We start from the raw sequence: 22315 nt of genomic DNA on the forward strand, positions 1-22315 counted from the left end.
TCTCCAGTCATAACGCATCATGCAAGAAAAAAACGCCCCTGTTTATAACACAGTGGGCGTTTTTTTCCTATAGGATTCAGATCATCTCTCTTAGCATGCTTTCACTGCTCTTCTCCAGCTTCATGGGAAACAGTTTCACTTTTTCAGGGAATAAAGCTCGAACCTCTTCATATGCGGCAGCAGATGCATAGACCTGGTCGGATTCCTTGATCCGCTGCAGTAGGTCCTCTCGATTATCCAGCCCAGCCAAGCTGGTGCGAACCCCCTCAATGCCGGCTTCTTCCATACGGCTGGCCATCCATTGTGCACCTGCCTTACCCAAGCAGACAAAGCTGATATCGCTTCCCGGTGCAAGCTGGGCAATATCAAGCAGGACCGATGTTTCCACGCTGGCGCCAATGACAGTAACCTTTTTGTCATATTTGCTGCACAAAGCCTTTACCTCGGCCTCGTGATTCAATGTCGTGACCAGGAGGTTTGAGTACTCCAGCGCCTCGAATAAGGCCTGTTTCCCCGTCAACAGATCCTCCAAAAATACCGTTTTCACTTCGGCACGCGTCATTTGCTCAATCGCTTTCTGATAAAAGGGATAATCATGCTCTTTACATTCGATGAACAAAATCCGCTGTTTCGTGTTCAGGACAGGCTCCTGCAGCAGCGTATAGGCGAGGGATGCGGCAAAGAACTCGCTCGCCGGGATGTTAACGGAAATAAGCTCCTCCGTCGTTCGCCTTACCAGCTCATGCATGAGCTTTCTGCGGGTTCTGAGCTCTTCTACCTGTGCGTTGTTTAATACCTGCGTTCCTTTGCCCTTATGCATGGAGACGATCCCTTCATCCTTCAACTGGTTATAGACCAGATTTACGGTGTTGCGGTTCAGTCCCAGCAGATCCGCCAGCGCACCGGCCGGAGGCAGCATATCAAAGGGTTCGATCTGTCCAATCCCAATCAACCACTTTAATTGCTCTTTGACCTGTGTGCTGACATTAAGGGTAGCGTGCGGGTCGACTCGAAGCATGAGTTTATGCGGCATAACGATCCCTTCTTTCCTAGTCAACTAGTAATTTAACTTTACATAATTATTCGTCAATTATCAAGAAAAGTATTGACATATATGGCTGTGAGTCATTATTTTATATATAACTAAATTACTAGTTAAATATGAATATTGGAGGATTACGATGAAGGATCGGGCAGCAGCATATGTACAGAAAATGAAAGGGGGGGCTAGAAGTCCGTTGACCGTTCGTCCCATGAATATTGCCATTGGCTTTATCGGCGGTGCTATTTCCATCGGATTGCTGGCTTTTCTGACGACCCTAGCAGGGAGTGTTTGGATCATGGCACCTTTTGGTGCGAGCTGTGTGCTTGCGTTTGCGGTTTGGGACGCGCCGCTATCACAGCCTAGGAACGTCATTGGAGGGCATTTGATTTCCACATTCACGGGACTTGTAACGCTTGAGGTTCTGGGGGACGGAATCTGGGCTATGGCCATCGGTGTGGGAGCGGCGATCAGTTTGATGGGCATAACCAAGACGACCCACCCTCCGGCTGGTGCAGATCCCTTAGTTGTCATCATGGCTGGCAGCGGCTGGTCATTCTTATTTACGCCGGTTCTTGCCGGCTCGGTCATGATCGTGGTTGTGGCTCTGCTCGTCAATAATGCGGTAAAGGAGCGAAGATATCCGACTTTTTGGTGGTGAAGGCAGTTTTTTCTTTGATGAATAAACGGTAATCATGGTAACTTCTTCAATCTTATATCGTCATAAACAGACTCGGATCTACAAAGGACCGGGTCTAATTTATGTTGTTTGGCCGCGGATCTGAAATTTCTTAAACTAATTTATATACCACAATGCGAGGAAATCCAAACCGAAATCATAAAAAATAGGAGATACTTACCACTTGATCCCGGGTGTCAAATCTATAGAATATTACACAATCCCGGTACAGGACTCTATTCTTATTTTGTATAAAAGGTTAATATTGCCAAACCTTTACAGAATGCGGTTCTCGGCCGTTTTTTTATACGACTTTGGTATCAAATTTGTAATAACTATGGATAATGATGTAAAAATGACCGGAACTTTAGCAATTTTTCTGCGTTTAAACTTATGATTCACGAAAATTTTCTGAAAATCTTCGTCATCTCGCTGCGTTCCTCTGATGGACTGATGTCGTGCGGGTCCAGCCTTATCGGGTTGCGATACTTTCCACTGCACATAACTAACATCAGGCTGTGAAGTTGTCAAATGACAGGGACGAGGAGGCAGCCGAACACTTTATCGGGGGAAAAATGTGAAAGAGGTTTGTTTTACTTCTTTTTGACTACTATCGTTATTGGAAAAGTTGGTAAAGAAGGAATATGGTATCGGGAACGCATCGGCTATACAATGACGAGTATGGCTCAGTCGTCGACGAGTATGGCTCAGTCGTCATATGTCGGTGCAGCAACAAGCATGTCATAGAAAGGGCAGGTGAGCAACGAAGACGATGAGCAGGCGAAAATGGTGGGTGATCGCAGCACTTTGCACTATAGTGCTTCTCTGCGGTGCTGCTGTAATTCTAGGATATCTACGGCCGTCATTAAAAACGTATGCGGATGCGGACGGCGTGAAAATGAAATTCAAAACAGAGGGAACCTCCTTTCTGGAATATGAGGATGACGAAGTTTGGAAAGAGGTTTTTGCCAAAGGCGTGAATCTTGGGGCAACCGTACCTGGACATTATCCCGGTGAGCTTCCGGCAACGGAGGAGGATTACCTTCGCTGGTTTAAACAGATTGATGACATGGGAGCGAATGTAATCAGGGTCTACACCGTGCATAATCCGGTCTTTTATTCTGCACTGGTGAAATATAACCGGGATAAAGGCGATGACCCCTTGTACTTCATGCAGGGCATTTGGTCACCGGAGGAGCAGCTAATCGAGCGTAAGGATGCGTATGACGAAGAAATCATCCAGACGTTCAAAGCGGAGATATCGAAGGCCGTTGCTGCTGTCTACGGTGATATCAACGTTGAGCCGAAGCATGGACAGTCGAGTGGCAAATATAAGGTCAATGCAGGCAAGTACCTCATGGCCTGGCATGTGGGAACCGAATGGGACCCTACCATGGTCGATAACACCAACACGGTACATAAGGATGTTCCTCAGTATGAGGGGTCCTATTTCTCGGGGACGAAGGACGCAAGTCCCTTCGAGAATTGGCTGGCATCTTTATTGGACTTTACGGCTGCCGAGGAGCAGAAGTATGGGTGGCAGCATCCGATGACATTTACCAATTGGGTCACAACGGATGTGCTTGAGCATCCGGGGGAACCGCTGTTCGAGGAAGACCTGGTGTCTGTTGATGCGAGGCATGTAGAACCGGTGAACTGGGATGCAGGATATTTTGCCGCATACCATGTGTATCCGTACTATCCGGATTTTTTCCGTACGGACAAAACGTTACAGACCATTCCCGATGGGGATGGGGGATACAACACGTACAAAGCCTACTTGCGAAAATTGAAGGCAGCGTTCGAGGATATGCCGATTATGGTCACCGAATACGGCGTGCCGTCATCCATCGGTATTTCCCACCATGGTCCTGGAGGCAAGGATCAAGGGGGACATGACGAAGCTGAGCAAGGATCGGTCAACGTCTCGCTGACCCAGGATATCTACGACGAAGGTTATTCGGGAGCCATCTTGTTCATGTGGCAGGACGAATGGTTCAAGAAGACATGGAATACGATGCCTTTTGAAATACCGGCAGACCGCCGGGCATTCTGGTTGAATGTGCTGACGAATGAGAAGATGTTCGGCGTTCTCGCTATGCAGCCGGGCAAGGCAGAGCAGATCAAGATCGACGGGGATCTCAGCGATTGGGATAAGGTCCCCGAAGGGGAAGTCAAGACCTGGTCCGGAACGGCTCCGGGCGTCAAGAGCATGAAGTTGACGCATGATGAGGCCTACCTGTATATCGGGATGGAACTGGAAGAAGCATTTGATCCCGAACGTTCCAAGCTCTTTATCGGTGCAGACACGATCCCTGGCGGCGACATCCCCAAGAAAGAGCTGGCTGGACGAACGCTCAAAGGCGGGGCTTTGGAAACTTTAATTCAGTTAGGTCAAGAGGATGAGTCCCAGGTCACCATAGCACCATCATACGATTTCCACAGCCGGTTGTACGGTAAAGAGGGATATTGGATGCTGCCAGGAGAGGAAGCGAAGGGGACCAAGGATGATCCTGTGGTACCTGGTGGTTCGTTTCATGCCTGGAAGCTGGCCATCAGCCTGCTGATGAATCCGCCGGATACCCGCTTCTCCCATCCGTTTGTGGATGAGAGAGTAGGGATGCTGAAACGGGGGACCAGTGATCCGCAATCTCCGGATTTTAATTCTCTTACAGCCTGGCAGTATCAAGGCAGATTCGTTGAGATGAGGATCCCTTGGATGCTGCTCGGATTCGGGGATCCGAGTTCGCTGCAGGTGCTGGATTATAGTCCGCTTCAAGACAAGCGTACATTCAACACGATCACAGCGGAAGGGATCCGGCTGGCTCCGTGGATCGCACAGCGATCTAAGAACAACGGGGGTTCAGCGTCAGGATCGGCGGAATCCATCAACCTGGATGAGATCGAACCCTATACTTGGGAGCTGTGGGAAGCAACCAAGTACAGTGAACGATTAAAACAAAGCTATTATGATATGCAGGACATATTCACCCGTCTGCCTGAAACGGAGCGGGAACCAGATGCTAAATAAAAGGAGGAGCCATCGGATATGTTTTCAAATTTAGAAATGGCATACGTCTTCGCCTATGTATGTCTCGGCCTTATTGCAGCCGGCATTATCCTGTTGTTCCAAATGAAGATCAAGCACAATGCCATACAAAGAGAAACGGAACGCTTAACAGAAAAACATCATGATTATTTTGTGTATGTGCAGAGTCATCTGCATGATGATACGACGCTGGAGCTTCCGCCGGGCAAATTGACCTCGGCAGACCGCCGAGTCATTCAAGCCAAGTTCATTGAGTGGATCGAGCAATTCAAAGGGGACGCCAGAGAGAAGCTCCTGCGCTTATGCCGGGAAGCCGGATTTGTGGAAGAGGAGATTCGGGCATTATCCAGCCTGCGGAAAGACCGCCGTATTGAAGCGGTCTACCGCCTTGGGGGGATGCGTGCGGAAGAGGCCGTGCCGCAGCTTCAGCATCTGATGAACCGTACGAAATATGGTCCGATGACCATCATCATTGCACGGGCGATTGCCAAAAGCGCAGTCCAGTCACAGCAGATTCGAGAGATGTTGTCCAAGCTGCTGTCCTACGATAAAGCCATACATCATATGGCTGCCGATATTTTGCTTGAAACCCGGCTGGATTCGGCCAGCCTCATGCGCAAGCTCTTGGATGATCCCGATCCTGGCCTGGTCAAGGTTTCGCTTGTAGCCATGTGGGGGCAGGCCATTCCGGCTGTCGTGCCGGCACTCGATCGATTGGTTGGATCTGAGGAGAAGGACGTGCGTGCGGAGGCGGTCAAGCTATATCTTGGCTCCTACCCGGCCCTGAAGGATGATACCATTGCGGAGCTCATGAATGATCATGAGTGGGAAGTACGCGCAGCAGCGGCAAAAGCGCTGGGACGGCTTCATGCCGCAGGCAGCATTCCGATTTTGGCTTCCGCCTTGAAGGACGAGAATTGGCATGTGCGCAACAACAGCGCGGAGAGCCTTGCCATGTTGGGAGAACAAGGCTTCGAGACATTGTGCCAAGCCGCGCTGACAGGTGAAGGCCCGGCCAGGGAAACGGCCTTGTACCGGATCGAACGGATCATGTCCAACGAAGGCGAATACAAGCAAGTTGAGCAAATGGTGGCCTTTAATAAAAAGAAACTGGTGTACGATCGTTATTTCGGTGTTCAAACGAACAAACGGATCGGCACAGTTGCAGGAGTAGGAGGAGATTACACTGCTTAGAGATATCCTGCTCACTTACGGTATGGTGGCGATATATTACGTCATGATCGTTAGCGCGCTTTATTTTGTAATTCTGATGTTTTCTTTCAGAAATATTAAAGATATTTTCAGACGCGCAACGTATTCCAAATACAATACGCTATCAGGTTCGGAACTGGTTCCATCGGTATCTTTGCTGGTTCCGGCCTATAACGAAGAGCTAACCATCGCGGAGAATGTCCGCTGTCTGATGACGCTGAACTATCCAACCTACGAGGTCATCGTCATCAATGACGGGTCCTCCGACGAGACGCTGAAGGTGCTGATTGAGGAGTACGGTTTGACACTGCTGCCCAATCCGGAGGTCCGCGGCAACATCAATACGAACACGGTTCGCGGCATTTATTATAATCCGCAGTACCCGCAGCTATACCTTATTGACAAAGAGAACGGCGGTAAGGCGGATTCATTGAACGCGGGCATTAACCTGTCCCGTTATCCGCTGATTTCTTCCATCGATGCCGATTCATTGCTGGAGAAGGATGCGCTGATTCGGATGGCCCGCATGTACATGGAGAATCCCGAGGAAACGGTGGCCATCGGCGGGGATGTTCGGATCGCCAATGGCTGCGTGATTGAGAACGGAGAGGTTAAGGACGTATCCTTGCCGCGCCGGATATGGCCGATGTTCCAATCAATCGAATATATGAAAGCTTTCCTGGGAGGACGAATCGGGTGGAGTCATTTCAACGGACTCATCATCGTGTCGGGAGCCTTCGGCTTGTTCCGCAAAGATTATGTCATTGCGGTGGGCGGCTATCGAGGAGGCTACCCCGGGGAAGATATGAACATCATTATCAAGCTGCACCGCTATATGCTGGAAAATAAAATCAAATATCGCGTTTCCTTTTGCCCGGAAGCGGTGTGCTGGACGCAAGCGCCGGACAGCTACAACATTTTGTCCAATCAGCGCAAGCGCTGGGGACGGGGAAACTTGAAGAACATGATCGAGAACCGCGATATGGTGTTCAATCCGAAATATAAAGTCATGGGCTTGTTGACGATGCCCTACAACGTTATTTTTGAAGCGTTAAACCCTTACTTCAGAATTACGGGCCTTCTGGCTCTGCTTGGATATGTATTGCTGGATATGACAAATTGGCATGTGCTGGTCGTGTTTGGACTCGTCAATTTTTTAAGTGGGTACCTGCTCAGCGTGGGCGCTCTCATCCTGGAGGAGATGGCCTTCCGCCGGTATACCAAATTGTCCGATCTGGTGAAGATGCTCCTCTTCTCGGCACTCAAATTCGTGGGTTACCACCAGTTAGGTGTGCTGTGGAGAGTGCAGGGGCATATTCAATATCTGCAAAACAACAATTCATGGGGTACCATGACCCGGCAGAGCTGGAAAGATAAGAACAAGGCTGCCTGACTTCAAGGCCCGGTTCATATGTAACAGCATCAAAATATAAAGAGAGGTGGGACCGACAGTTATGTCTCAATCCGCAACATTGCAACGCGTGCAGGCCGTTGATTTTTACGGCCGCCTGGAGGAGGAAGTGAGAAACCATAGCCATGGGACAGCATTGCTGTTTCTGTACTGTGCAGGCAATCCGTCCGAGACGGAGGCTGGGCTGGCGGAGGTTCAAAACTTTGTGGACCAGCTGTCCGGCGTGAATGGTGAGGTACTGCAAGACACCAATACCGGTGTATTGGCTGTTACCTTGCCTGGATATTCGCTGGATGCCGCCCATTATCAGGCGCTGCTCCTGAAGCAGCATCTGCAAGGCCGTTTGGAGCAAGCAGATCCGCGTATTACGCTTGCAGCGCTTACTGAAGCGCCGTCAGCGCTGACGCTGAAGCAGATGGCGGAAGCGGCCAAGCTCAGCACCTCTTCGGATATTCATATATTTACGCAGGAGGAAGCAGACAGCGGTCAAAACCGCATACTCATCGTGGATCAAGATGCCACGGTGAGGGAGTTTCTACAGATCCGCTTGACCATGCAAGGTTATGAAACACTTGAAGCGGTAGATGGTCTGGAGGCACTGGATCTTATCCCGAAATGGGAGCCGGATCTTGTGCTGACCGAGCTCAATCTGCATGGCATCGATGGACTGCCTTTCATTCATCATATCCAGCAGCTGGATGTGAAAGAACCGCCGAAAATTGTGGTATTAACCGAAAAACGTGTGGAGCAAACGATCAGCCAATGCTTCCAAAACGGGGTGGATGATTACGTAACCAAACCGTTCTCGCCGGTGGAGCTGGATGCCCGGATCCGCCGCTGCCTTCATTAAACACATCGTTATTAACGCTTTTAGTTTGATCAGAATTGATGAATGATACGTGATTACTTGAGCTGAGAGGTTCTTTAATCGCAAGGAGAGAGTTCAACAAAACGAGGTCTGTCTTTTGGCGAATGGGCAAAAGAAATAGACAAATAGACTATACATCCGATGGAGGTTGAATACTTGTGAATGAGGAATATGAAACTTTATTGAGTGCCATTGAGAATAAGAAAGCCGTTCTGGGTGTTGTGGGACTGGGCTATGTAGGATTGCCGCTGGCTGTAGAAATGGTAAGACAGGGATTCACGGTCATCGGTATCGATCTGGATTCTGACAAAATTGACCGAATTTACCGCGGCGAGTCCTATATTACGGACATCTCGTCCGAAGAGCTTGCGGCATGCATGGAAACCGGACGCTTTAAGCCGACAACGGATTACAGCATGATTGCTGTGATTGACGCGGTCAGCATCTGCGTGCCAACGCCGCTCAGTGAGAATCAGGACCCGGATACTTCCTACATTACAATGGTAGTCGATCAGCTCAAGCGCTTTATGAAGCCTAATCTGTTAATTACGCTGGAAAGCACGACTTATCCGGGAACCACGGAGGAACTGATTCAACAGCCGATTGAGAAGCTCGGTTATAAGGTTGGCCAAAACTTCTATCTGTGCTTCTCGCCGGAACGGGTCGATCCATCCAACAGCCGGTTCAATACACGAAATACGCCGAAGGTCATCGGAGGAACGACGGAAGCCTGCCTAAAGCTGGGCGAAGCGTTGTATAAGCAATACGTGGAGACGGTGGTACCCGTCAGCAACCCGAAAGTGGCGGAAATGTCCAAGCTGCTGGAGAATACGTTCCGCAGCGTGAATATTGCCTTTGTCAACGAGATGGCCATGATGTGTGACCGCATGGGCATTGATGTATGGGAAGTGATCAATGCAGCGGCAACCAAGCCGTTCGGATTCATGCCGTTCTATCCGGGACCTGGCATCGGCGGCCATTGCATCCCGCTGGATCCCATGTATTTGTCCTGGAAGGCCAAGGGCTTCCGCTTCTACAGCAAATTCATTGAGCTGGCACAGTCCACCAATGATAATATGCCTTACTACGTGATCAACAAGACGGCTACGATTCTGAATGAATATGCCAAATCGATCAAGCGCTCCAATATCCTGCTGTTAGGCATGGCTTACAAACCGGATATCAGCGATTTGCGTGAATCTCCGGGTCTTGAAGTATATGAACAGTTCAAGGAAAATGGTGCCTATGTGGATTATTACGATCCGTATGCCCACAGTTTTGTAGATAAGCAAGGCGGGACGATTCACAGCGTGGAGTATGATCTTGCGAAATTCAGCCGTTACGATTGCATTGTCCTCATCACAAACCACAGCAATCTGGATTATCATTCAATCGCTTCGACCGGCGTGCCGATCTTAGATACGCGAAATGCATTTAAAGCGTTCGCCGAGCCTCATATTTACAAGATCGGCCATTCTGTTCAGCATGTAGCTGAGCCGGGTGAGGCTGTCTTGATCTAATGAAATGGACGAGAAGAATGAGGCCTATACATGCAAAAGCGAAGTGGATCATCCTGGTTGCCGGCATCTGTCTTTTGCTGCTGATCCTTTTTCTTCTCCCCTCAGGCAAGGTGAATCAGAACAAGGCTACATGGCTGTGGGATGCAAGTCTGATCCGGAGTGAAACGGAGGAGATTGTAGCCTTTAGCGGCAGGGAAGGCATTACAACGATCTTTTTGCAGATTCAACAAGAGGTGACGGACGAGGAGTACCGCCATTTTGTGGCCGCAGCACATCAGCAGGGCATCAGTGTTCACGCCTTGAACGGTCAGCCGGATTGGGCTTATGAAGAAGGCCGGCGAAAAGGGATGGAGCTGCTGACCTGGCTGGAAGCGTACAATCGTACAGCTGCCCCCGAGGAAAAATTCGAGGGCGTGCAGTTCGATGTCGAGCCCTATGTGCTCCGGAGATGGGGCCGCGAACAGGCACAAGTGGTGGAAGAATGGAGCGCAAACATGGAGGTTTGGGTGCAGGAGGCGAAGCGTCAGGGGCTCTCGTTCAGTGCCGCCGTTCCATTCTGGCTGGACAAGGTGCCTGGACCGCGCAGCTCGGATGTCGACTCCTTCAGCCGCTGGATGATCCAGAACACGGACGCGATTGCCGTAATGGCGTACCGGGACAGCGGGGAGCAGATGTATGAGTTGTCCAAGGAAGAGCTGGAGCAGGCGGATGAACTCGGCAAGTCCGTCTGGATCGGCATGGAGCTCGGGGATACGGAGGAAGGCGAGCATCTGACCTTCTTTGCCAAGAGCGAACAGGAGATGGAGGACGAAGCCCTGCGTGCCGCCAAACTTGGCAGCGACCATTCCTCCTTTGCGGGAATGGCCGTCCATCACTACCAGGCTTGGGTTCATAAACGAACCGCGATGGCTGGGGAAGAGCCTTGATTTGCATGAGATTCCATTACGATTTCCAGGTTAAATGGTAACAGCATGAACAACATGAATCATTCACTATTCAACATACCTTCGAAGGGTCTTTATAGACTTTCGGAGGTATTTTTTTTGTCTGTTAAGGGCGGTGGTAACGGAATTGTTTAGAAATTGTATAGAACTGAATTCTATAATGTGAATCATCAAGCGGCAAGGGGTAAGAGTCGGTTTTGAAAAAACATGGGACAACGGATTACATAAGCTGGACGACCGGGGTTCGTTATTGTAATTCAAAGATATGAAAATGATGAAAATTCATGAATTTTTCAAAAAAGTAATAGCAATTATGATATGTTGGTGTTATATTCTATTGGTTTATTCAGGAAGGGCTTTAAGAAAAACCCTGTTTGAAATTTAAAAGGAGTATCCAGATGAAAAGAGATTCTAGTAAAACCCGAAAGTTATACATGCTTACGAGAATGACCGGACTGTTGTTATCCCTGACGTTATTGGGTGGCTGCGGTCTTTTTGGAGGTAAGCAAGCTCCCAGTGATGAGACGGGCGGTTCGACAGCGACTGTTCAACAAGTGGAACGGTATACGGGGGAGAAGAGCAGGGAAATCCCGTTTGTTTACACGGCCAGGAAAGAACTGGCGCTTACCTTTAACGGCATGGGCGATAAAGCGACCATGATGGCCCTGATCGATGAGCTGGATACGTACGGAATCAAGGCGACCTTCTTTCTTCCGGGCATCAGAGTGGCGGAGGAACCGGACATTGCCGATGCCATTTTGTCCAGAGGCCATGAAATTGAGAACAATACGCTCAATCAGCTCGATATGAGTCAGCTTGATTACGATCAGATCTATAAGGAGATCAAGCTTGCGAACGATGTCATTGAACGGGAAACGGGCGCCCAGCCCCGCTATGTTCGGACACGCTCCGGCGATTATCCGGAAGAAGTGCCACTGGCAGCCGCGCATCTCGGGATGAAGGCTGTTGTAAGTTATAACATTAATCCCAAGGATCGCAATATGCAGAGTGCTGAAGAGATTGGAGAGTATGTGACCAGGTTCATCTCCAGAGGCGGCATTATTTCCATGAATACCGACGTCAATCCGGAAGTGATATCTTCTATTAAATACATTGCCCAGGCCGTGGACGATATCGGATATCGATTGGTAACGCTGGATGAGCTGGTGCGAAATGGCGGCGAGCGAAAACCGCTCGAGTTAATTCCGGGATACGACGCTGCGAGAATGAACCCGGATTATCAACAGGCGAAATATGAACTGGTTTATAAAGTCAATACCAACAAAAAAGAAATTGCCCTGACGTTTGATGATTTCGGAAGTGACAAAACGGTTACCCGCATCCTTGATATTTTGGCGGAGCATGATGTGAAAGCCACCTTCTTCCTGCGGGCCAAAGGAGTGGAAAGTAACCCGAATTTGGCGCGGGCGATGGTGGAAGGCGGACATGATGTGGCTAATCATTCCTACAGTCATCCCGTCGTGACATCGCTAACGCCCGAAGAACTGCAGAAGGATGTCGTCAAGGCCCACCAGGTCATTACGGAGGCCATACAGCAGCAGCCTGTCATGCTGTTTCGTCCGCCGACCGGCGTGGTTGATGATGAACGGGCCAAAGCGCTGGCGGCTACCGGTTACCCGGTCATTGCGATGTATGATGTGACGACGCTGGATTGGGATGTTTCCAATAGTGCCGACGATATTGTGAACGGGGTAATGACCAAGACACAACGGGGAAGCGTCATTTTGCTACATATGCTGGATGACATTCATACCATTGAAGCTCTGCCCAGAGTACTGGAAGGGCTGAAGGATAAAGGATATACGTTTGTAAAAATGGCGGACATGATGCAGCTGCAGGACAAAGCCGCAATGGAGATGGAATAAGATGGAATTATATGAAAACATGCTGGACCGCGTGGACAGACTGGCGGTCGTCGGTCTTGGATATGTGGGCCTGCCGCTGGCGGTCGCATTCTCAAGAAAGCTTGATGTCATCGGCTTCGATCTGAGCGAGGCCAAGGTGCAGCAATATCGGAGCGGATTCGATGCTACTGGTGAGATCGGAGATGCTTTGCTTACGAACTGCACGGCTGCCTTCACTTCGGATCCGGACAAGCTTAAGGAGGCTCGCTGCTTTATTGTGGCCGTTCCGACACCCGTAAAAAGCGGAAATGTCCCGGACCTGAAATTTGTGCGCAATGCCAGCCGGTTGGTCGGCCGCGCATTGACCCGGGGAGCGGTTGTTGTGTATGAGTCAACGGTGTATCCGGGCGTTACGGAGGAAGTGTGCATTCCGATTCTCGAAGAGGAGTCCGGCCTGCGCCTGGGCGAAGATTTCAAGGTGGGGTATTCCCCGGAACGGATCAATCCCGGAGACCAGGTGCACCGGCTCGAGACCATCGTGAAAATTGTGTCCGGCAATGATCCGGAGGCGCTGGAAACGGTTGCCAGTCTATATGAGCTGATCATTGATGCGGGGGTCCACCGGGCGGAAAGCATCCGGGTGGCGGAAGCGGCCAAGGTTATCGAGAATGCCCAGCGCGATATCAATATCGCCTTCATGAATGAGCTTTCCATGCTGTTCAACCAGATGGATATCGATACGAATGCCGTGCTGCGGGCAGCGGAAACGAAGTGGAATTTCCTCCCGTTCCGGCCGGGGCTCGTTGGTGGTCATTGCATCGGAATTGATCCTTATTATCTGACGTATAAGGCCGAGGACACGGGATATCATTCCAAGATTATTTTGGCCGGGCGGCATATCAATGATGGAATGGGGAAATACATCGCCCAGCATGTCATTAAACTTGCGGTTCGCCATGGTATTGATCTAATGAGGGCGAAGGTGGCGGTAATGGGTCTGGCCTTTAAGGAGGACTGCCGGGATATCCGCAACTCCAAGGTCATCGATATTATCCGGGAGCTGCAGGACTACGGGATCCAGCCGATGGTGGCGGACCCGCACGTGGACCGACATCAGGCATATGAGGAATATGGTATCGAGCTGTCGGACATGAGTGAACTGAGAGACATCCAGATTGCGGTGGTCGCTGTTGCTCACCGGGAGTTCAAGCAGCTTGGGGTTGCCGAAGTCAAGGACATGTTTAGCTCTGCAGAGGCGAAGCTTCTGATCGACGTGAAGGGAGCTTATCCAAAAACCGAATATGAAGCGAATGGCTTTCATTATTGGAGTTTGTAGATAACGATGGGAGAAAGCAATGAGGATTATAAAAAGAAAGCAACCGAAAATCACCAAGGAAGTTCTTGCGGTTCCGCGGACAGATAGACGTACTCTTTCCTATGTACCCGATCCGGAGCAGATCCGTTTGAACGCGGACCGAAGAGGCAACCGAGCACAGCAGCCTGGGGATGATGTGTCCAGCTCTGAGTATTTAAATAAGCTGCGCATGCTCAGCTTGCGTTATGAAGCGGAATTTGAAGTATGGATCGTTCCCAAGGGGAAAAAGAAAAAAGCAGGATTTAAGGGACAGGCTGCCGACATTTCGGCCACCGGCCTGCTGCTCAGGCTGCCGGACGCCGCTTCAGGTCTTGAAGTGGGTGACACAGTAAAGGCCCGATTCCGTATCCCGCCGGGCGCCATGCCCGAAGGTTTCGAGTCGGCCGTAAGGATGGATGCAAGCGTCGTTCGTCGGGCCACGAATTCGGCAGAATCCGGTGAAGTGCATATGCTGGCCTTAGAATTTGAGAAGCCGCTGACGGAATACTTTCAGCGCAAACGATGGGGCTATTCCGTGTATTCTGCCAGCGCGTTGATGTTCATGGCGGTGCTCTTCATCATGCTGATGCGGGCCGAGAGCATTATCTATTTCAAATACAACATGGTGCTGTATTTGTACAGCTTAATCGCAGCTCTGTTTCTGCTGACACGCTACCTGTTCGGGGCGTTGTATCGCGATGTGCCGATCAATCCGGATTATACACCAGGGGTTTCGATTATCATCCCCTGCTTCAATGAAGCGGATTGGATCAAACGTACGATTCTCAGCTGTATTAATCAGGACTATCCGGTAGATAAGCTGGAGGTCATTGTCGTGGATGACCGATCGACAGACCAATCGGTACAGCAGATCAAGGATATGATTGAAGTGATTCACTCCGAGGCGGAGCGTTACGCTACCCGCGAACGCTTGTCCTATACGGTGCTGCCGGAGAATGCGGGCAAGCGGGTCGCGCTTGTCAAAGGTGTGGAGATGGCGAAGCATGATTTGGTGGTCTTCGTGGATTCCGACAGCTTTCTGGACCCGATGGCGATTCGCCACCTCGTTCAGCCTTTTCAGGACCCTAAGATGGGCGGCGTTGCCGGCCGAACGGACGTCGAGAATAAATATACCAATAACATGACGAAGCTGCAGACCGTCCGTTATTATATTGCATTCCGGATCATGAAAGCGGCAGAGTCTTGGTTTGACAGCGTGACCTGCCTGTCCGGCCCGTTATCCTGCTATCGGAAAGAGCTCATCATGCAGCATGCGGACGCCTGGCTGAACCAGAAGTTTTTGGGCAGACCCGCCACCTTCGGGGATGACCGAAGCATGACAAACTTTATTTTGAAAACACATCGTACCGGTTACCAGGATTCCGCCATATGCTCGACGATTGTCCCTTCACAGATGAAGGTGTTCCTGAAGCAGCAGATGCGCTGGAAGCGCTCCTGGCTGCGCGAGTCGCTCCGGGCCGGAAGCTTTATTTGGCGTAAGGAGCCGTTTATGGCATTGTTTTTCTACATAGGCCTGATCGTGCCGATTGCCGCGCCTGTCGTGGTTGCCTATAACTTGATGTACGTGCCGATCGTTCATGGCATTTTCCCAGGGACCTTCCTGATGGGCTTGCTGCTGATGGCGCTGCTGATGAGTCTTGCCCACCTGCTGTTTCGCAAGAGCAGGCTCTGGGTGTTCGGCTTCGTGTTCTGTCTGTTCTATGAATTTGTCCTGTTATGGCAGATGCCGGTGGCCTGGTTCACCTTCTGGAAGTCGACATGGGGGACCCGGGAAACGCCGCAGGATATTGAAGCGAGAGAGAAGAAGGAAGCACGCAAGCGCAAAGGCAAAAAATTCGGATTACCGTTCTGATCGTGTCAAAGCGGTTGAAGTGAGGATGACAAATGGGTAAAAAACGAAATGCAGCCCTTAATGTTCAGCGAAAAAACCGCCGCAAAATCATCAAAGTTACGGCACAGGTTGTTGTATTGGCCGTAGTTGTCGTGCTGCTGGCGAATGCAATTTTCGATTTTCGCACCTATAAGGAGCCGGACAAATCAGCCTGGCGTCAGGATCAGGGCTTTATTGCGCTATCCTATTTTGGAGTCGGTCGAACCGGGACATCCAAGCTCGTATCCAAGAGCCAGCTGGACGCCCAGCTGAGAGCTTTATATGAACAGGGCTACACTACGATTTCGCAGCAAGATATTATGGATTATTATCGTAATGGCAAGAAGCTGCCGGATAAAGCGCTGTACCTGTCCTTTGAAGACGGACGGAATGACTCCGCGCTGTTCGCGCAGCCGTTGCTGGAGAAATACAACTATAAGGCCACCTTCCTGTCTTATGCCAACAAAATGGGTAACAGTGAACGGAAATTTCTACAGCCGAAGGATATGCTGAAGATGACCCGCACCGGTTATTGGGAGCTTGGGACCAACGGCAACCGGCTGACTTATATTAATATTTTTGATCATGAAGGCCGTTATATCGGCGTTAAGGACGAAAGTGAACTGACCAGCAAATCCAACGTGGAGTATTACAACCACTATTTGATGGATTTCATACGTGACGAGAATATGATTCCGCTCGAGAACCGCACGGAGATGGAAGAACGGATCCAAGCGGACTATGAAGCGATGAATCAGGTTTACACGAAAGCGCTTGGTTACGTTCCAGGCACGTATATGATCATGCACGCCAATGCGCTGGGCGGAGGCATGAATCAGCTTGTAGCCAATGCCAATACGGAGCAGATTCGGCAGTTGTTTGGGATGAATTTCAACCGGGAAGGAATGGCCTTCAACTCGAAGGATAGCGATCTTTATAATCTGACTCGGGTCCAGCCTGCTCCTTACTGGTCTACCAATCACCTGTTGATGAAGCTGCACAAGGACCAAGGACAATCTATGCAGTTTGTACGAGGGGATAAGCAGCAGGCTGATAAGTGGGAGCTGCTTGGCGGAGCGGCTGAATTTGCGGATAACCGTTTCGTGGTCACATCGCCTCCGGCCCAGGCAGGGATCGTTTATTTGAAGGGCAGCGAAGAGTCTGACATAACCGTCTCGGCGAAGGCACTCGGTAATGTGGTAGGACAGCAGTCCATCTATGTCCGTTACGACCGGACGAAGGGCTCTTACTTAAGGCTTCTTCTGGAGAACAATAACGTGGTGGTAGAACAGAAGAGAGCGGGTCAAGCACCCGAGGAGCTGTTCACCTATACCTTGCCGAAGGTCGAATGGGGGGAAGAGGACCTGCAATTCGATAAGGCATCGGTATATACTAAGGAGCAGACGCAGTCCGGAGACCGGGATGATGAGAATGAGTATCCGGTCAACATACTTGGCAACCGTTGGCTGGAGATTTCGGTGAAAGGCCATTCCCTGTCCGTGAGTGTCGATCAACAGTTAATTCTGGATCAGCAGCCTGTGGATGCATCGATTGGTGCAGGAGGCGTGGCGTTTGAATCGCAATATCATGAGCAGAATGAGAAAGATGATATTTACGACGCTATTTTTGAAGATGTCACCATTGCATCCGAGCCTGCGGGCGGTGATATGAAGCTGCTGTTTACGAACAAGCCGTCCGGACTGACCGGTGTCCTGACAGGCGTGCAGAGAAGTTTGAGCCGGGCGGTTGACTGGGCTGTGGAGACTTTTTAAAATTCGGATGGCGTAGGACGTGAACAAGAATGAAGAATCCCAGGAGGAAATGGGCAGGAGCTCTGGTACTGATGGCTTTGTGTGCTGCTGTCTCTTTCTGGTGGCTGCGCACCGAAGAGCAGGAGAAAGCACTGCAGGTTCAGTTACCGCAAACGGGAGTGAAGCTGTCTGCCTGGATTACGGATTGGCAGTGGAGGACGGGCATTACGGATCTGAAGCAGCTTGGTAGTGAGCTTGAAGAAATTCATTTTTTTGCAGCTTACTTCAATCATAAAGATGAACTCCATTTTACTTCGGATTTTCGGGAGGGGCTGCCTGAGTTTCTGGAGATTTCCCGGAAAGGGAAGCAGCTTCGCCGGGTCCTGACCATCGTAAACGATCGCTTTGATACCAATGGGACGGCGGACCAGAAGGATCCTGAGCTCATCTCCCGGATCGTGGCTACTCCGGAAAGCCGCAGCCTGCATATCGGGCATATTCTGGCTGTGGTATTCCAGCATGGCTTTAGCGGTGTGGAACTGGATTACGAGAAGGTACGCAAGGAAGATTGGGCGAATCTTTCCAATCTGTACAAGGAGCTGTATGAACGTTTACAAGCGGAGGGTTTCTCTCTTCGAATCGTGCTGGAGCCGGGGATCTCCCAGTCATCCTTTGAGTTGTTGCCGGCAGGTCCGGATTATGTCCTGATGGCATATAACTTGTACGGAGGGCATAGCGGACCGGGGCCAAAGGCGGATCACGCCATGATAAGGAAGCTGGCAGATAAACTGCAGGGGATTCCGGGAGAACATGCCATCGCATTGTCGGTTGGCGGGTTTGACTGGGCTAATAACGGCAAGGTTGTCTCTTTAACGGAAAAGCGTGCGGTGGAGCTGGCGCATTCCATCTCGGACAATCCGAAGCGGGATCCGTCAAGCGGTGCCCTGTATTTTGAATATACGGACGACCAAGGCATCGGCCATACCGTATGGTATGCGGATGGAATGACCATTGCCGGCTGGATGGATACGGCGAGAGACGCGGGTATATCGAAGATTGCGATCTGGCGGCTTGGGGATATGGAAGAGGATACGTTGCAACAACTGCAGGAATATCACCAGCACTCCCAACATAAGTGAATCCTATACGGAAAAAGGACATCCCATGGCTCTAAGAAGCCGCTCGGGGTGTCCTTTTGCATAAAATGACTCATGTTGTAGTCCAACAGTCTTTCTGTGCGAGTATACGGACCGAAAGGAGGCTGGATGGCCGACCGGCCATCCAAGCATGCCCCGAACAAACGCATCGTGCGCACAAGGAGCAGTGCGCACGATGTACAAATTAATGGATGAGCTTCGAGGCTTTCGCTTTGCGGACGAGACCGCCGCTGGCCCGGTTGATCGGCTTCTTGAGTGCAATCCCGATCATCAACGCAATTGCCGCGAAGATCAGCATGAACAGGACATCCCGGACGACAATATCCCATAGAATGCCGCCAACGGCTTCCCGCATCATGCTAATGGCGTAGGTGAATGGCAGATACGGATGCAATGCTTGGAAGAACGGCGGTGTCATCTGGATCGGAAACGTTCCGCCTGCGCCTGCAAGCTGCAGCACGAGCAGTACGATGGCCATCGCTTTTCCGACATTACCGAATACGGACACCAGCGTATATACAATCAGCATGAAGATGGTGCTGATTAGCAGCGCAAACAAGATGAACCAGCCCGGATTCACCACATAGGTTCCCAGCAAATAGATATCACCCAGGGTGACGAATAGCGCTTGGAACAGGGCAATGGTCAGAAAGGTTAAATAGCGTCCGAAGTAAACCTCGATGCTGCGGAAGCTTCTCTCTTCATCATGAACCTCAACGGAGAGCAGGGAAACAAGCAGCAGGGCACCTACCCACAAGGATAGCGTCGTGAAGAAGGGAGACATGGCGGACCCGTAGTTCGGGATAGGGTAGAGTCGATTCTCTTCCAGCGTAACAGGCTCGGCAAAAAACTGGCTTTCGAGCTCGAAATTATTTTGAAGCAAATCGATTACCTCTTGGATATCCCCTGCAGCTTCCATCTCACGCAGCCGATTCGCCAGCTGTGTAATTCGAAGCTCGGCCTCCGGCAGACGGCTTTGGGCCAGCTGCACTTCTTCGCCGCCTACCTTAAGCCCTTTCCAGGCATCTTTGAGCAAATGCTGAATGTCGGGGACGCTGGCAAGCGCCTGGGTCAGCTCCTGCTGAACACGCTTGGCCGTGCCTGCGCCCTTGGTGAAGGCTTTGCTTATCGCTGGACCGATCTCCGTATCGTATCGGCTTAACACCGTGTTGGTTAGTCCCGTAATGTCATCGTTTAGCTTCTTCAGCTTATCGATGGCATCTGCAGGTGTTTCTTCTCCCCGTTCCACGGCTTGGGCTATGGTTTGGAGCACGGTTTGGGCTGAGGTCCATCGTGCGGCAATATCCTCAAGCTTCGCCGCCCCGGAAGCTGCCGCCGGGGAGATCGAGCCCAGTCGCTTGAACAATTGACCCAGCCGGGCCGCGGCTTGCGCTGCTGTCTTTGCGCGTTCCTGCGCAGCGTTCAGGCGGCTGGCAAGCTCCTTCGGATCGATGTCGGCTTGTCCTAGAGCGTCCAGCACTTGCGAGAGCGCTCCGGTGGTTGCAGCCAGTACCTCCAAGTCCTGACGCAGAGCAGGCTCCAGCGATTTCGAGGCGCCAGCGGCCTCATTCGCGAACTCCGCCAGCGCACCGGCAATGGCCTTGCCGTCCGTTGCAATCTCTTCAAGGCGAGGCAGAGCGGTGCCGGCTTGCTGAACCAATCGGTTGGCCAGCTTAATATCCTTTGCAGCTGTGCCCACCGCTTCATTGAGCTCCGGAAAGCTTTTTTCAAGCCGGAACAGAAGATTTCGTACTTTATTGATGGCCGGGAGCTGGTTCTCGATCTCAATCCCGAGTGTGTTGAAAATCTCGAAGATGGTGCCGTTGGCGGTTTTGATGAAATTTTTGCTGATTTCCTCTACAACACCGGATGCGCCCTTGGCCGTCACTTTGGGAGAAATGGCGTTGATTTTCTCGTTTGTATAATAGAGGATCTGAGCTTTGACAGGCTCATTGCTCAGCACGGTGCCGATCCGGGCAGAGAAGTTCTCCGGAATAATGATGGCGGCATAATCATCACCGTGCCGTACACCCTGAATGGCGTTCTCACTATCCTCCGTAAACCGCCACCCCAGCTTCTCATTGTGATGGAGGGACTCCACGATTTCTTTACCCAGGTTAATGGGCTGGTCGCGAAGAGTGGTGCCTTTATCCAGGTTGGCAACGGCAATGGATACGCCGGAGGTCTGGCCATAGGGATCCCAAGAGGCCTCAATGTTAAACCAGGCATACAGAGAAGGAAGAATAGCAAGCCCGGTTATGATGACTCCTGCAGCCCAATTACGGATGATTCTATGGATATCGGCAGAATATATGTGGAGGATATTCTTCATGCGCGCTCCTGTCTTGTACGTAGTTGGTGCTAGTATGCCGCAAAATCCGTGCCAAGATACGAAACGAGCCGATCCTTTATCTCTTCCTTCAGGGAGTGCCATTCGCAGAGCAGACTGCATTCATATCCGCGGCACAAATACTGAACCTGCAACCCTTCCGCGGCTGTACGGCTCTGGCTACGAATCCGGATGCCGCGCCGCCTCATCTGCTGCTGCATGATCCAGGCATGATCCGAATCTTCTTTTTTAATTAGCTGCAGATTTAAGATATAGAGGTCAGCCATTTTGAGTGTAAGGGTCTTGAGAATTTGAATATCCCGCTCGAGAACAGACTGAATGAAGTGATGCAGCAGATAATCTCGGATCAGGACTTCGTCTTCTAGTGAAGGCGGAGGAGGCGTGGAAGGCTTCATCATGAGAGACACATCCTAAGACATGAAATGAATAAGAACATATGTTCTATCATACACATAGTATGCCAACAATATACGGCGTGCAACCATTAAATATTGGCAATTGTTTATTGATCCCAGTGGATTCATGGCGGCATATGGTTTACACTCCTGATAACTGCATTATCAGGAGGCGATTCATTAATGATTCTTCATAAAGGCGAAATATTGTTCAGGCAAGGGGATAGCGGGGACCATCTATATCACATCCGGAGCGGATTGTTCAAGGTGACCCGTCTCCATCCGAACGGCAATATAGTGCTTTTCAATATTTTATATCCTGGTGAAACGGTGCCGCATCATTCGTTGATCAGCCCGAAGGAGACACATGGAACGGCGATCGCTCTGATCCAGAGCGAAGTGGAGCTCATATCGGCTGAAGCTTGGTACCGCCAGCTCGAGGAGGATCCACAGAAACCGCTCGAGGTCGCCAGATTGCTGCAGGAAAAGGTGCGGTTCATGCAGATGAGGCTCGATCATTTGACGGTGGGAGGTCCTGCGGAGCGGCTTGAACTGCTGATCCAGTGGCTGGATGAGTATTCACAGGGAATACACTTGACCGAGTATCTGACTCAGGAAGAGATCGGACAGCTGATCGGCGTGAGAAGAGAAACGGTAAACCGGCTGCTGCGGGAACAGGGCAAGCACATCTAGCCCGAAATTTGCGGACGATATAAACGGGGCAGGATACATAGGAACTTCTTCGCAGAATAATCGTTGACAGCAAGTATGTTCAACCCAAAAAGGGTGCCTGTCTTTATGCAAGACAGGCACCCTTTGATTAGGTT

At 50.8% G+C, this 22315-nt stretch carries 16 protein-coding genes; 13 read left to right on the top strand and 3 right to left on the bottom strand.

Annotated elements, in window-relative coordinates; genetic code table 11:
* Positions 1-76: 76 nt before the first annotated feature.
* Complete coding sequence (locus tag CRG97_RS10470; RefSeq protein ID WP_098742900.1) at positions 77-1033, bottom strand: GntR family transcriptional regulator; 957 nt, start codon at positions 1031-1033, stop codon at positions 77-79.
* Positions 1034-1181: 148 nt separating this feature from the next.
* Between CRG97_RS10470 and CRG97_RS10475 the strand changes: the two genes are divergently transcribed.
* The 12 genes from CRG97_RS10475 (at position 1182) to CRG97_RS10535 (ending at position 18725) form a co-directional block, all read left to right on the top strand.
* Positions 1182-1703, top strand: a complete 522-nt coding sequence (locus tag CRG97_RS10475; protein ID WP_098742901.1) for an HPP family protein — start codon at positions 1182-1184, stop codon at positions 1701-1703.
* A 790-nt stretch (positions 1704-2493) separates the two neighbouring features.
* Entirely contained in the window at positions 2494-4752 is a 2259-nt protein-coding gene (locus tag CRG97_RS10485; protein ID WP_098742903.1) for a hypothetical protein, read from the top strand.
* A gap of 18 nt (positions 4753-4770) precedes the next feature.
* The gene (locus tag CRG97_RS10490) at positions 4771-5964 is read left to right on the top strand and encodes a HEAT repeat domain-containing protein (protein WP_098742904.1); all 1194 of its coding nucleotides are present in this window, start codon (positions 4771-4773) and stop codon (positions 5962-5964) included.
* A gap of 43 nt (positions 5965-6007) precedes the next feature.
* The gene (locus tag CRG97_RS10495; protein ID WP_237566352.1) at positions 6008-7375 is read left to right on the top strand and encodes a glycosyltransferase family 2 protein; all 1368 of its coding nucleotides are present in this window, start codon (positions 6008-6010) and stop codon (positions 7373-7375) included.
* Between the two features lie 61 nt (positions 7376-7436).
* The gene (locus CRG97_RS10500) at positions 7437-8243 is read left to right on the top strand and encodes a response regulator transcription factor (protein WP_098742905.1); all 807 of its coding nucleotides are present in this window, start codon (positions 7437-7439) and stop codon (positions 8241-8243) included.
* 176 nt (positions 8244-8419) lie between these two features.
* Positions 8420-9781 (top strand): nucleotide sugar dehydrogenase, encoded by a 1362-nt coding sequence (locus CRG97_RS10505; RefSeq protein ID WP_098742906.1) that lies wholly within the window; start codon positions 8420-8422, stop codon positions 9779-9781.
* Positions 9782-9798: 17 nt separating this feature from the next.
* Positions 9799-10707, top strand: a complete 909-nt coding sequence (locus CRG97_RS10510; protein ID WP_237566353.1) for a hypothetical protein — start codon at positions 9799-9801, stop codon at positions 10705-10707.
* 416 nt (positions 10708-11123) lie between these two features.
* Positions 11124-12611: a polysaccharide deacetylase family protein gene (locus CRG97_RS10515; protein ID WP_098742908.1), complete on the top strand. Its 1488-nt coding sequence runs from the start codon at positions 11124-11126 to the stop codon at positions 12609-12611.
* A gap of 1 nt (position 12612) precedes the next feature.
* Complete coding sequence (locus CRG97_RS10520; protein ID WP_098742909.1) at positions 12613-13926, top strand: nucleotide sugar dehydrogenase; 1314 nt, start codon at positions 12613-12615, stop codon at positions 13924-13926.
* 19 nt (positions 13927-13945) lie between these two features.
* Complete coding sequence (locus tag CRG97_RS10525; protein ID WP_098742910.1) at positions 13946-15817, top strand: glycosyltransferase family 2 protein; 1872 nt, start codon at positions 13946-13948, stop codon at positions 15815-15817.
* 32 nt (positions 15818-15849) lie between these two features.
* Positions 15850-17607: a polysaccharide deacetylase family protein gene (locus CRG97_RS10530; protein ID WP_098742911.1), complete on the top strand. Its 1758-nt coding sequence runs from the start codon at positions 15850-15852 to the stop codon at positions 17605-17607.
* 29 nt (positions 17608-17636) lie between these two features.
* Positions 17637-18725, top strand: coding sequence for a glycosyl hydrolase family 18 protein (locus CRG97_RS10535; RefSeq protein ID WP_098742912.1), 1089 nt, complete (start codon positions 17637-17639; stop codon positions 18723-18725).
* Between the two features lie 202 nt (positions 18726-18927).
* On the opposite strand, the gene CRG97_RS10540 is transcribed toward CRG97_RS10535, so the two are convergent.
* The gene (locus CRG97_RS10540; protein ID WP_098742913.1) at positions 18928-21075 is read right to left on the bottom strand and encodes a YhgE/Pip domain-containing protein; all 2148 of its coding nucleotides are present in this window, start codon (positions 21073-21075) and stop codon (positions 18928-18930) included.
* A gap of 29 nt (positions 21076-21104) precedes the next feature.
* Positions 21105-21491 carry a YhjD family protein gene (locus CRG97_RS10545; protein ID WP_098742914.1) on the bottom strand — a complete coding sequence of 129 codons (387 nt, stop codon included), beginning with the start codon at positions 21489-21491 and terminating at the stop codon, positions 21105-21107.
* Between the two features lie 180 nt (positions 21492-21671).
* On the opposite strand from CRG97_RS10545, the gene CRG97_RS10550 reads away from it, so the two are divergent.
* Positions 21672-22181 carry a Crp/Fnr family transcriptional regulator gene (locus CRG97_RS10550; protein WP_098742915.1) on the top strand — a complete coding sequence of 170 codons (510 nt, stop codon included), beginning with the start codon at positions 21672-21674 and terminating at the stop codon, positions 22179-22181.
* The last annotated feature ends 134 nt before the right edge of the window (positions 22182-22315 follow it).

It is taken from the genome of Paenibacillus sp. EZ-K15, from assembly GCF_002573715.1.
Taxonomy (GTDB): Bacteria; Bacillota; Bacilli; order Paenibacillales; family Paenibacillaceae; genus Paenibacillus_AQ.